Source organism: Bacillus sp. TL12 (genome assembly GCF_022625245.1).
In the GTDB taxonomy this organism is placed as follows: Bacteria; Bacillota; Bacilli; order Bacillales; family Bacillaceae_G; genus Bacillus_A.
Map to the genome: position 1 here is coordinate 124,226 of NZ_JAJJBY010000002.1, position 12,569 is coordinate 136,794.

The 12,569-nt window shown below is 35.4% G+C and carries 15 protein-coding genes and 1 pseudogene; 10 read left to right on the forward strand and 6 right to left on the reverse strand.

Features of this window, described 5'->3' with window-relative positions; genetic code table 11:
- Positions 1 to 77: 77 nt before the first annotated feature.
- On the forward strand, positions 78 to 422 hold the full coding sequence (locus LOK41_RS02595) for a PH domain-containing protein (protein ID WP_241815041.1): 345 nt from the start codon (positions 78 to 80) through the stop codon (positions 420 to 422).
- An 88-nt stretch (positions 423 to 510) separates the two neighbouring features.
- Positions 511 to 726, forward strand: a complete 216-nt coding sequence (locus LOK41_RS02600; RefSeq protein WP_241815042.1) for a hypothetical protein — start codon at positions 511 to 513, stop codon at positions 724 to 726.
- Between the two features lie 38 nt (positions 727 to 764).
- Here LOK41_RS02600 and LOK41_RS02605 read toward each other — a convergent pair whose 3' ends face one another.
- The 6 genes and pseudogenes from LOK41_RS02605 to mnmL all read right to left on the reverse strand — a co-directional run bounded on the left by LOK41_RS02605 (position 765) and on the right by mnmL (position 6,232).
- Entirely contained in the window at positions 765 to 2,072 is a 1,308-nt protein-coding gene (locus LOK41_RS02605) for a PepSY-associated TM helix domain-containing protein (protein WP_241815043.1), read from the reverse strand.
- A 175-nt stretch (positions 2,073 to 2,247) separates the two neighbouring features.
- Positions 2,248 to 2,940 (reverse strand): aspartate/glutamate racemase family protein, encoded by a 693-nt coding sequence (locus tag LOK41_RS02610; protein ID WP_241815044.1) that lies wholly within the window; start codon positions 2,938 to 2,940, stop codon positions 2,248 to 2,250.
- Positions 2,941 to 2,993: 53 nt separating this feature from the next.
- Positions 2,994 to 3,686 (reverse strand): ABC transporter permease, encoded by a 693-nt coding sequence (locus tag LOK41_RS02615; protein ID WP_241815045.1) that lies wholly within the window; start codon positions 3,684 to 3,686, stop codon positions 2,994 to 2,996.
- A pseudogene (locus LOK41_RS02620) lies at positions 3,655 to 4,547 on the reverse strand (ABC transporter ATP-binding protein). The gene LOK41_RS02615 and the pseudogene LOK41_RS02620 overlap by 32 nt, the downstream one beginning before the upstream one ends.
- Before the next feature lie 156 nt (positions 4,548 to 4,703).
- Positions 4,704 to 5,276 carry a tRNA 5-(aminomethyl)-2-thiouridylate-methyltransferase MnmM gene (mnmM, locus tag LOK41_RS02625; protein ID WP_241815046.1) on the reverse strand — a complete coding sequence of 191 codons (573 nt, stop codon included), beginning with the start codon at positions 5,274 to 5,276 and terminating at the stop codon, positions 4,704 to 4,706.
- Positions 5,273 to 6,232 (reverse strand): tRNA modification radical SAM protein MnmL/YtqA, encoded by a 960-nt coding sequence (mnmL, locus tag LOK41_RS02630; protein WP_241815047.1) that lies wholly within the window; start codon positions 6,230 to 6,232, stop codon positions 5,273 to 5,275. Before mnmL ends, mnmM begins: the two co-directional genes overlap by 4 nt.
- A gap of 110 nt (positions 6,233 to 6,342) precedes the next feature.
- Here mnmL and LOK41_RS02635 point away from each other — a divergent pair, with 110 nt between their 5' ends.
- The 8 genes from LOK41_RS02635 to LOK41_RS02670 all read left to right on the forward strand — a co-directional run bounded on the left by LOK41_RS02635 (position 6,343) and on the right by LOK41_RS02670 (position 12,427).
- Entirely contained in the window at positions 6,343 to 6,606 is a 264-nt protein-coding gene (locus tag LOK41_RS02635) for a YtzC family protein (RefSeq protein ID WP_241815048.1), read from the forward strand.
- Between the two features lie 15 nt (positions 6,607 to 6,621).
- Positions 6,622 to 6,771 carry a glycogen biosynthesis protein GlgD gene (locus LOK41_RS02640; protein WP_241815049.1) on the forward strand — a complete coding sequence of 50 codons (150 nt, stop codon included), beginning with the start codon at positions 6,622 to 6,624 and terminating at the stop codon, positions 6,769 to 6,771.
- 96 nt (positions 6,772 to 6,867) lie between these two features.
- The gene (locus LOK41_RS02645) at positions 6,868 to 7,230 is read left to right on the forward strand and encodes a VOC family protein (RefSeq protein ID WP_241815050.1); all 363 of its coding nucleotides are present in this window, start codon (positions 6,868 to 6,870) and stop codon (positions 7,228 to 7,230) included.
- A 143-nt stretch (positions 7,231 to 7,373) separates the two neighbouring features.
- Complete coding sequence (locus tag LOK41_RS02650) at positions 7,374 to 7,898, forward strand: hypothetical protein (protein WP_241815051.1); 525 nt, start codon at positions 7,374 to 7,376, stop codon at positions 7,896 to 7,898.
- The gene (locus LOK41_RS02655) at positions 7,895 to 8,068 is read left to right on the forward strand and encodes a hypothetical protein (RefSeq protein WP_241815052.1); all 174 of its coding nucleotides are present in this window, start codon (positions 7,895 to 7,897) and stop codon (positions 8,066 to 8,068) included. Before LOK41_RS02650 ends, LOK41_RS02655 begins: the two co-directional genes overlap by 4 nt.
- 174 nt (positions 8,069 to 8,242) lie before the next feature.
- On the forward strand, positions 8,243 to 9,004 hold the full coding sequence (locus tag LOK41_RS02660) for an ABC transporter ATP-binding protein (protein WP_241815053.1): 762 nt from the start codon (positions 8,243 to 8,245) through the stop codon (positions 9,002 to 9,004).
- 16 nt (positions 9,005 to 9,020) lie between these two features.
- On the forward strand, positions 9,021 to 10,874 hold the full coding sequence (locus tag LOK41_RS02665) for an FtsX-like permease family protein (RefSeq protein WP_241815054.1): 1,854 nt from the start codon (positions 9,021 to 9,023) through the stop codon (positions 10,872 to 10,874).
- Positions 10,875 to 11,269: 395 nt separating this feature from the next.
- The gene (locus tag LOK41_RS02670) at positions 11,270 to 12,427 is read left to right on the forward strand and encodes an MFS transporter (RefSeq protein ID WP_241815055.1); all 1,158 of its coding nucleotides are present in this window, start codon (positions 11,270 to 11,272) and stop codon (positions 12,425 to 12,427) included.
- The last annotated feature ends 142 nt before the right edge of the window (positions 12,428 to 12,569 follow it).

Genomic DNA, 12,569 nt, shown 5'->3' on the forward strand with positions numbered 1-12,569 from the left:
GTCATGTATTGTATTTTGACTTTATATTCCAATTTTAGGATAATTGAAATATAGTCATTTCAAAAGGCGGTGGTGGTATGGAAAATATGTTAGAACAAGCCGAAGGGAAATTATATGAGGGTGAAAATATCGTATCGCATATGAAATGTTCTTTAGAAACTTTCATATATCGGAGTGTCATGCGACCAGGTGTACTCGTTTTGACAAATAGAAGGCTCTTTTTCTGTGGGCCTGATATTGCAGGGAATACATTATTTGAAGAGTTTTTATTTGATAACATATCCACTATAAAGGTGAAAGAAGGTTTGTTTGGAACGCGAATTTCAATTCAACATGGTACGGAGTGGGTCAAAATAAAACATATTCAACATGTAGACCCTAGTGTATTTGTTCGCAAATTAGAAGAGAGGGTGGTAGCTTAGAATACGTCCCACAAGTTGTTATGTATATGTAGAATAACGAACCTATATATGGAATTTATGGTGAAATACATATAAAGGAGCGATAACAATGAAACATTTTTTCAAAAAACTGTATGAACATATCGAAATTACTTTGCTAGTATGCCTTTTGGTTTCATTCCTGCTGGGAATATATACGATGATAAATAGAGCTGGTGGGCCAACTACAATGGACTATGTGGCACAAGCTATTCTAGGAGTTATTATTATTGGTGACATTCTCTTTATAATTTTAGAGAGAATGAAAAAGTTGAGTCATAAATAAAAGCATTTGTACAAGATGAATTGTACAAATGCTTTTTTTCATTTTTTTACCCGTATTTTAGAGTAAAGGTATAGTAAAAATTCAACAATAAAAATAATGAGAACAGATAAACCAAATAAAGGCATGGCAATTCCTAAGAAAATCATAATAAGTATGAAGGCCAATATGCTTTTCTTATCTTTTTGTTTTGGTGGTGCGCCGAACTTATCTTTTGGTTTTCTTGCTAGCCACATTTTAACTCCGAAATAAATGAGAAGTAATAAAGATAATGTTGTTAATAAGCATAGTATTTTATTTGGCCATCCGAACAAATGCCCTTCGTGAAGAGGGATACCATAAGAAAACCATTGTGCAAATAATCCATAGTCACGATAGTCAATTTTTGAAATAAGCTCCCCGCTATACTGATCAAAATAAGCCGTGATTTCTTCATTTGGCGATACGTGCATTCCTGTAATACCCGATCCGCTAGATTTTGAAACAATAAATACGCCTTTTTGATCATTTGGTAATGCAATTACATAAGGCTTTTTAATTTGAATCTTTTTTTCTAGTTCATCAATGGAAAGAGTGGCTTGCTCAGTTATATTTGATTGTGGAGGTGTTTCTTGTCTAGTCGCCCACGGTAATTCTTTAAATTTGGACTCTGGCGGAGCCATATATAATTTTGGATAACCGAGTGATTCATTAGAAGTTGCGATATTATAAATTTGTTTCCCCATGAAAGCAGACCAAGGTAATCCTGTCAGTACTAAGAGAATGAGTGGAATTGTAAATACGATACCGGTTATGCTATGCAGTCGTTTGGAACGCTCTCTAGCATTTGCCACGGGAGTGTTTTTAAACCGTCTTATACTCATGTATAAGCCTGTAACAATTAAAAAAATCGTCCAGCAAGCCGCTAACTCAACTAAATAGTTTACAACAGTCCCGCCAACTAGAAGTGAACTGTGTAATTCTCTCATTATATTTGCGAACGTTTCATTCGCATTCTGATTGCCAACAATTTGATTATGCTTGTCCAAATATACATATTTTTGATCGCCTGTATATTCATTTTTCATTGTCAGCCTTGTATTATAATCATTTTCAAAATAGCTAATTTTTGTCACACTATAGTGAGGATATTTCTTTTCTGTTAGCGAAACGGATTCAGTCATAGAAAGAGATTCTGTTTGCTGACTATTTCCGAAATATAAATCCTTGTAAATAACATTTTCAACCTCTTCGCGAAATAGATATCCAATTCCACTGAGCGACAAAGTAATGAGAAGTGGTGTAATAAATAAACCAGCGTAAAAATGCCACCTCCAGAAAATGTAGTGAAGCGATCGATTTAGTTTCATCCTTTAGTTCCCCTAACCTTCCTTATATAAATAAAATACGTATTTAATATAACGAGATTAAGTGTGATTACTTTGAAAGAAGTGTGAAAAAAATCAAAAGTCTTAGGGAAATATAAAAAGACGTACAGCATGTGCACGCCTTTTTATAGCAGTTTTATTGAACTATTGATATATTTCACTTCTTTTCTATTTTTTGACTGAATAAATATTTATGGACAACTGCTTTGGCAAGACAAGCAGATGAATCCACAAAGTAAAGGTTATGTGGGTTTGCTCCTGATACAACATTCAAGTCTGTACAAGCTATAATAACGGCATCTACTGATTCAACTAATTCTATGCAAAGTGTACGCCACAGTTCATTTGCCTCACTTATGTTTCCTTCTTTTATATTTGAGATAATTTGGATGGTATCAGTTTGCCAACGGTCCTTATGTATATAGTCCATATTACGTTTTGTAATGCCAACTTGATATATACCAGATTGAACAGTGGCGTCGGTTGCTAAGAGAGCTACTTTTTTAACATGATTTGGTATGTCTTTTATCGTCTCATCTACCATGTTTAAAATGGGAACTGAAATCGAGTTTTGTAAATGGTTCAAATATAGATGAGCTGTATTACATGGCATTGCAATAAAATCGACACCTGTACTTGCAAGTTTTTGTGCGCCAGTTATAATCGCTTGTTCCATAGCTTTATGATCAATCGGTCTATTGATATAAAAAGGCGTTGAACAAGAATAAATCATCATATGAGGGAAGTCCATATCATGTTTTGCGCCATATATTTTCTGGCACTGCTCAATTACTGTATCAATGAATGGCCCTGTTGATTTTGGCCCCATTCCTGCTAGTATTCCAATCATTGTTGTATATCCTCCTGATTTTATAATCTGAATATAGAAATTCTTGTTTTCGTCTACATGTTCCTTCTTTTTCGTACAAGATAAAGAAACCAACTCATTAAAATATATGAATAGAAAAGTGCCCATGCAGTAAGCCATAGTGTATGGGTAGCCAAGTCGTGTTCATGTGAACTAAGCATCATAAAGCTGTTAATCGGCGGGAAAACCCACAATAGTTCCGGCATGTCTTTTTTGAGCCGAATCGATGCAATAGTAATCAGTAGTACAAGTGAAAGGCTCAGCCAAGCTGTACTTGCTTTTTTTATGATGTTTCGTGTAAATAAAGTTGCGATGGAGATACCAAGTATAGATAAAGAAAAGTGGGAAAGGAATCCTGTAATCAATAATGAGAGTGTCATTTTTTCTTTGAACATTTGAAAGATAATGGGATAGATAACAGATATAAGAGATAGAACGCTACTAATAAGGAGTACTGTTGTATATTTACCAAGGTATAAAGCCCGAATGTTTTTTGTATGTGACAATGTAATTTGTTCTTGAATAGGGTTTTCCGTGTGAAAAAGTGTAATCGTAATCCAAGCTGAAAGTAAATAGAGCGTAAGTGCTGTTTCTGAGTATGTTGCAACAATTGGATTCGGTTTGTAAGTATAAATAAAAAGTAAACTTACAATGTACATTGCGATGGGAGGAACATATTTATATGATTTTGTATAATCAAGAAAGTTGTAACGGATGAGTGCGATCATAGAAATCCTCCTCTCGCCGTAACAATTTAGGTTGTAATAATGTAATGGACGCATTGTTATGTAATAGATAGTAAAGTATGTCATTTGTATAAGTTTTTTCAATTTGTAATTGAATGAGATTCTGTTTTGCGTTATATGTAACATGTACATAGCCGGATTGTGTTTGTAATTCTGAGATGGAAAATGTGTGTGGTACGGTCGCTTCTATGCAAATATGTTCTTTTTGGATTATATTAGTTGCCAAAAGTATGTCCTCTGCAATTGTATGATTGGCAATTGTTATAATTCGGTCGGCAAAGCTTTCTAACAGTTGTTTTTCATGGCAAGTGAAGAGAATCGTGAGACCTTGTTTTTTACTGTAAGTAATATATGTTCAAGTTCTTGCTGTGACTTTGGATCAAGTCCGGAAAGTGGCTCATCTAAAATTAATACATCAACATTACTAAGGAGTGCTTGCATAATATTCGTTTTTTGTTTCATTCCTTTTGAAAAGTTTTTGATAACAAAATGATTGGCATGCTGCAAATGAAAAGTCTCTAATAGTGAGGGGATTTTGTTTTGTAAATGTTCTTTTGACAGACCATGAATACGGCCAAGGTGATGTAAATAATCTTCGAGTGTAAAACGAATGTCTTCTGGAAAATGTTCTGGTACATATCCAATCTTCATATTTGCTGCTTTGTAAATTGTGCCTACTGTAGGATGAATAAATCCAGCTATAATTTTGAGTAAAGTGCTTTTTCCGGTACCATTACCGCCGATTATAGCAACCGCTTGTCCTTTTGGAATGGATAAATGGATGTTTTCTAGTATAAGTTGTTTGTCGTATGTCTTTTGTATTGCTTTTAGTTCTAATAACAAAATTGTTATACCCCTTTCCATATAATGTTTATATATATCCATTATATGGCATATGATAAGGTGCAACAATGCAAAAAAAGATGTGCCGCATGTGCCCATCTTTTTCTGTTGATTTTTGTTTAGCAATCGATATGTCTTGGTGAATCGCCCATATATTTAGCGCTTCTCAATCGCCACAATAAATGGCGGGTTATTTTGTTGGTTGATGAATCCGTAACGAAGCACGTGAGCTTGTTTTTGATCTAGTTCTTCAGCAAATTTCAATACTGCATCACGCTCTACTTGTCCTTCTGGATGTCCGTGATAAATGACAAGAACGATGATTCCTTCTGGTGCCATAACTTCTAATAATTGTTCGATGGCAGCTATCGTTGAGTTCGGTTTAGTAACGATATGTTTGTCGCCGCCAGGAAGGTAACCTAAGTTGAAAATGGCTCCGGTTACTTTACCTGTTGCTTTTTCAGGTAAGACATCTAATAACGTATCATGGCTATCATGAATCAGAACAGTTCGTTCCTCTAACTCTTTTTCTTTTAGACGAGCCGCCGAATTTTCAATTGCTTCTTGCTGAATATCAAATCCAAATACTTTCCCATTTTCTCCAACAATCTCCGCTAAAAAACAAGTATCGTGACCGTTGCCAAGCGTTGCGTCTACGGCGTAATCTCCTTCTGTAACAGCTGTTTGCAAAAGCGTGCGTGCAAACGGCAAGACGCGTTCTAATTTCATACTAGTTTCACCTCCTGAGCATACTTTCCTTGCCAACTTCCGCGGCGTACAAATTCCGCATCGATGGAATTTAATACTTCCCATTTGTTTAAGCTCCACATTGGACCAATCATTAAATCAGGTGGTCCGTCACCTGTGATGCGGTGCACAATCATATTTGCTGGAATGATTTCAAGTTGGTCAACAACGAGACTTACGTAATCTTTGAGAGAGAGAAATTCTAATTGTCCTTTTTCATATTGCTTCACCATTGGCGTTCCTTTTAATAAGTGAAGCAAATGAATTTTGATGCCTTGTACATCAAGTTTTGCGACTTCACGGGCTGTTTCCATCATCATGTCGTAGTCCTCAAGCGGAAGGCCGTTAATAATATGAGAGCATACTCTAATGCCGTGTTTACGAAGTTTGTTTACACCTTCTACATATGATGGATAATCATGAGCGCGGTTAATAAGGTTTGCTGTGCGTTCATGAACCGTTTGTAGTCCAAGTTCTACCCAAAGATACGTGCGTTTATTTAAATCAGCTAAGTACTCAACAACATCATCAGGTAAGCAATCTGGACGAGTTGCGATGGAAAGACCAACTACATCTTTTTCAGCTAAAAGTGGTTCGAATTTTTCTTTTAACACTTCTAATGGAGCGTGGGTATTTGTGTACGCTTGGAAATAAGCAATACACTTTCCATCCTTCCATTTTGAATGCATTTTTTCTTTCATCTCATGATACTGCGTTATAACATCATCACGGCGATCACCAGCAAAGTCACCAGAACCAGCAGCGCTACAAAATGTACATCCGCCGTATGCGACTGTGCCATCACGGTTTGGACAATCAAATCCAGCATCTAATGAAACTTTAAAGATTTTTTCGCCGAATTCTTTTCGTAAGTGATAATTCCACGTATGGTAACGTTTATTGTCATTTGTATATGGAAAAGGGTTTTGAACCTTCATTACATATCCCTCCTAAAGCCTAAAATGAAACAAAATCCATTATAACATACTCATAAGGTCGACATGGAAGGGACACACTAAAGGGGAACTAAAGGCAAGGAGGCTATATGATGGCAGAACGTCAATCTCTTGAAGAATATATTACGCAAGCACAGCAAGCGATCGAATATGCAAAAGAGCAATTAGATATAGGAAGTAGACAAGAGCATTACAATACAATGGAATATTCTGATGCCCAGTTACAATTAGAACAAGCGTATAACGATTTACAAGTTATGCAAGAACATGCGAATGATGAACAGCGTGAGCAGTTAAACCGTGCGCGTATGGCAGTTCGTCAATTACAGCATCAAATGATTATTACACCGCATTGATAAGGAGTGATAGGAATGGCAAAGCGTTCAGATCAAAACAACCCAGAGCAAAAAACGCAAAATGGGCATAACGCAGAGTTTTCTAATGAACTGGATCCAGTCGTACAAGCGAAGCAGCGTAATCGTAAAAAAGGACAACCGCAAAGATCAAAACAATCAGAGTAAACCAGGTCGCAGTATGACCTGGTTTTATTTTTTGCAATTTTGAATACCTACATTATAATTAAGTTTCAAGTAAGGAGAGTAACGGAGGAATACATAATGATTGCACATATCGGTACAGTAGCAGTTTACGTAGATGATCAACAAAAGGTACTTGAATTTTGGACAGAAAAGGCTGGATTTGAAGTATACCGTAATGATCCAATGGGACCAAATGCAAGCTGGATTGAAGTAGGGCCAAAAGGAACTCGTTCTCATTTAGTCATTTATCCAAAAACAATGATGCCAAATGCAAATGAGTTAAAAGCATCAATCGTATTCGTAACAGAAAATATAACAGAAACGTATGAAACAATGAAGAAGAGCGGTGTAGAATTTACACAAGAGCCAAATGAAATGCCTTGGGGTACATTCTCTATCTTTAAAGATAATGAGGGAAATGAGTTTGTTTTAAAAGGATAAAAAGAAAAGCTGAGCCTACAAGGTTCAGTTTTTTTACGTTCCTTAGTGGTAATATATGGTACATTTAATATATAGAGAGAGATTAAAATTATGGATTTGTTTATAAAAACACGGCGGGAAAAAGTAAAGGGAAGAGGATATAGATGAAAAATACGATGGAAACCAAAATTGCTAATGGACAGGGCAAAATCAATGTATTTGGTAGCAAATCTTTTTCACAACCAGTGATTGCCGAAAGTGTTGGTGTAAAAGGCGTTGCATCTTTTAAAAAGGATGTACAGGCTAATGAATTCAGTATAATTGGAGACTGCGTAATTCGAGGAAGTTTAATTGCTAAAAGTTTTAGTAATTCTGGTGCATGCAAAATTGAAGGAGCATCTCAAATTAATGAAATGAAAAATACCGGCAGTTGTAAATTATTAGGACAGATACAAGCAAAACATATAGACTCTTCGGGTAGTTTATCGCTGAAGGATGATGTTTATGCAGAAACATTTACAGTACAAGGGGCTGTACGAGTACATGGAAATCTGCAAGCGAAAAAGATTGGGATACAATTTATTACAACTAGTGAATTACAAAATATCGAAGGAGATACCATTAGAGTAGATCCAGCTCGTAATTTTGTATCGCTGACAAGTTTCATTCCAGGCATAAAAAAAGAATGACTTGTAAAACGATAAAAGGAAACGACATTACTTTAAGTAAAACAGAGGCATCCCTTGTGGCTGGTCATCATATAAAAATCGGTCCAGATTGTAATGTAGATGAAGTTGAATATAGCGATACATTAGAGGTGGATCCGAGTGCCAGTGTTGGAAAAATTACACGTCTTTAATATAACTGTTTTAGATAGCTTAAAATAACAAATGGCTCGATATGTTGCTTGTAACATGTCGAGCCATTTTATTTAGATTACAAAAGTGTAAGGTAAATGTAATGTTAAACAATGGCAGATATTCTCGAAAAGGCGCAAAATAGGAAACGGAAAAACAAACGTAGGAGGATAACGATGAACAAACCAGTTGTAGACGTAAAAAACGTCCAAAAAGTGTACGGTAAAAAAGGCGAGAGTCAATCACATGCATTAAAAGGTGTATCATTCTCAATTCAAGAGGGTGAATTTGTTGGAATTATGGGACCATCTGGTTCTGGTAAAACAACATTACTAAATGTTATTTCAACGTTAGATAAAGCAACGGGCGGTGTTGTTGAAATTGCAGGAACTGATATTACAAAGATGAAGCAAGGTGAGCTTTCAGATTTCCGTTCTCAGAAGTTAGGGTTTATCTTCCAAGACTTCAACTTATTAGAAAACTTATCAATCTATGAAAACATTGCATTGCCACTTTCTCTTCAAGGTGTTCCTTCAAGAAAGATTGGCCCAAAAGTAGAAAAGGTAGCGGAAATGTTAGGAATTTCAGAAATCCTTCAAAAGTACCCATCTGAAGTATCTGGTGGACAAAAACAACGTTCAGCGGCAGCACGTGCGCTTGTGCATGAGCCAGCTATCATTTTAGGAGATGAGCCAACAGGAGCGCTTGATTCTAAAAACGCAACAAGTCTTTTAGGCGCAATGACAAACTTAAATGAAGAACAAGGCGTATCTATTATGATGGTTACCCACGATCCATACAGTGCAAGTTATTGTCAGCGTATTTTGTTCATTCAAGATGGTGAGTTATATAAAGAAATTCACCGCAGTGGTACGCGTGAAGCGTTCTATAAAGAAATTTTAGATGTGCTTGCAGACCTAGGTACACAAAAAGCATAAGAAAGGAGGTTCAAGCATGTTATTTAAGCTTTCTATGTCAGGACTAAAAAGTAAGCTGAAAGATTACATCGTCTTACTTGTTGGTCTTGTGATGTCAATTTCAATCTTTTACATGTTCCAAACGTTAGCATTGAATAAAGCGTTTATTGAAGCGAATTCTGTAATCAGCAGTATTCAATTCGTATTCCATGCAGGTGCGGTACTATTAGCTATCATTACATTCTTCTATATTTTATATGCCAACTCTTTCTTGCTATCACTTCGTCAAAAAGAATTCGGTATGTATATGATGTTAGGAGCCAAAAAACATAAGGTTACAATGCTTATGTTTATTGAAACAATTGTATTAGGAGCAGCATCTCTTGTAGTTGGTATTGCAGTTGGTGTAGGGCTAGCGCAAGGCGTTGGTAAACTACTTATGCAGCAGCTTGAATTTACTGCAGGTGGCTACCATGCATTTTATGTTCCATCTATGCTGGTTACATGTATTTTCTTCTTAGTACTATTTGTTTTATCAGCAATTATGAATAGTATCAAATTATCACGTATCACGGTTCTGCAATTGGTTCATGCAGATTCCAAAACGGATCGTGTTTCTGCAAAAGGAGTAAAGACTGTTATATTTGCGGTCATTGGAATTATTCTATTAGCAATCGGCTATGCTTCTATGGTTTATATGGATAAGCTACAGCAAATGGGAATTATTATTGCATTAATTACTGTAACGTCCGGAACTTACATGTTATTTGGAACATTCCTTCCGCTTATTATTAACAAGCTTAAAAGTAATAAAAAGCGTACTGAAAAAGGACTTAATGCCTTTACATTTGCACAATTAAACTTCCGTATTAACAGTTTAACAAAAGTACTAGCGACAGTAGCGATGTTAGTCGCGCTTGGAGCAGGTGCGATTTCTGGCGGTATGGCATTTAAAAATAACGTTATGCTCACTGTCGATGGTTTTGCGATTTATGATGTTGCGATTCATAATCCAACAGCCGAAGAAAAGAAAATTTTAGATGATATTACATTTAAAGAGAAAAGTGAATATCGTTACAAAACAGATGATAAATATGTGTATTATTTAAAAGAAGATTTGGAGAAAAATCGTCCTTTAGTACAAGATTTAAAAGATGTTAAAGGAATGAAAGATATCGGTAAAGTGAAACGAGCTTCTGGAGAACTGCCAGTAGGTGCGATTTCGAAATTCAGTCAAGAAAAATCTGATAATGTAATTCCAGAGGAGTGGGATAATGCCTTTAGAACGATTCACCCATTCTATGTATCCCCTGATCAAACAATCAAAATTGTAGATAAAAAAATGTATGATGGTTTGCAAGGTAAAGAGGGTGTTGCATTACTTGGAAAAGTAGATGATTTCTTAACATATAAAAAAGAATGGAAAAAAATTGACGAGTTGCAGCTAGCTAAATATAAAAATGTAAAAGAAGATTCCTTGCAAAGTAAAAACCAATTTTATACTGGATTTTACGGCATCGCCAGCGGAACAGTATTCATGGGCTTCTTCCTAGGGATTGCGTTCTTAGCGATGATGGCAAGTTGTTTAATGTTTAAAATTCTATCTGGTGCATCAAGCGATATTACGCGTTATCAAATGCTTCGTAAAATCGGTGTTCGCCGTGAATTATTAACAAAATCAATTTATAAAGAATTATTCTTAGTATTCTTATTCCCGGCAATCGTAGGTATTGTACACGTGTTAGTTGGTATGAACATCTTCTCGTTCATCCTAATTGATCCGTACTTCCGTATTTGGCTTCCTGTTATTATTTTCGTAGTCATTTACGCAATTTATTACTTCGTTACAGTTCAATTATATAAAGGAATTGTTCTTCCAAAAGAGGACTAAGAACAATAAAAATACCGAGCAGAGGGTGCTCGGTATTTTTTGTTTTGTTTCTAATGGGAAATATAGGTATTTTCAGAAAAATAATAAAAAACACTTTTTATGTTACTTAATTATAGAAGTTATTTCAAAAAACTTTAGGTTAGGTAGGTTACTCATTCTTAAATGAATACGAAAGGCAGTTGCCAAGAATGATTATATAGAGTAGAATCCTGTATTAAAAGTGTTATTTTTAATACGGGATTTTTATTTTGAGTTAAAACGATATTTTGATATAGATTGTAATGTGAACGAGAGAGGGTGATTCAATTGGCTAAAAGACTAAGACGATTGAAAAACGTTTCAGTGATCTGGTCGCTTCTAAGTTAAAGAATAATTTAGAAGCGAGGAATCACGATATGGAAAATCAAAAAATATTGAATCGATCATTTATTTGTTTATTTCTTAGTAATTTTTTTGTGTTTATCGGGTTTGAAATGATGCTCCCTATTTTGCCAGCTTATTTAATAAGTGTGAATGCCAATTCTATTCAAGTAGGTTTAGTTACAACGTTATTTACAATAGGTGCTGTATGTATTAGACCTTTAATCGGATATTATTTAACTGATAATAAAGGGGAAAATCTAGCTATTGGTGCAAGTGTAGCTTTAATGATTGTTACACTCATATATCCGTTTCTGAATGTTTTATGGTTGTTTTTACTCATACGAATTTTTCATGGAGTGGCTTGGGGTGTATCAACAACTGCTAACAGTACAATGGCTGTGGAGTTAATTCCTAAGGCGCGATTAGGAGAAGGAATGGGATATTTTTCTGTTTCAACAACGGTCGGAGCTATTATCGCACCGAGTATAGGGATTTTTATCTACAATACTTTTTCTTTTGAGATTTTAATTTGGTCGTCAGTGACACTTAGTTTATTAGCAACTATTATGCTTTTATTTGTTCATACTCCTACTCCTGTAAAGCGTGAGAAACAACCCTTTCGCTTTTTTGAGATGGTTTTTGAAAGGGAAGTATGGTTTCAAGCGTTACTAGCAGTGATTACAACTCTCGGTTTTGGAGCGATTCTTACTTTTTTAGTTCTTTTTGGAAAGCAAAAAGGATTAGATCACATTTTTCTATTCTTTCTAGTTAATGCAATTGTGTCAACTTTACTACGTCCCTTTACGGGAAAATGGTACGACCAAAAAGGGCCGTGGTCGATTATTATCGTCTCAGCAATATTAGGATTTCTATCGTTTGTTATGTTATCGTATGCGACAAATAATTTGTATCTTATTATTGCAGCGATTTTATTTGGGGCAGGTTACGGAACGATTATGCCCTGTTTACAAACGTGGGCGGTACAAAAGGTTAGCGCAGAAAAAAGCGGAGCGGCAAATGCAACCTTCTTTTCAAGCTTTGACGTTGGCGTTCGGATTAGTGCATTTGCATTAGGAATTTTAGCGAAGTGGATGAGTTTAGAAATGATCTTCCGAATGGTTAGTATAAGTTTTATTGTTGTAGCTGTTTTGGTCTATATAGATTATACAAAAGAAAAGAAACAACGTTAAATGAATCCGCCTCTTTATGTAGAGGCGGATTTTGTTTTATATACCATTATCTGAATTTCACCAACTATTAATCAGTTGCCTTCCTATATAAAAACGACTACAATTTTACTGTTATATATAAGAACGAAAAACAACAGAATAG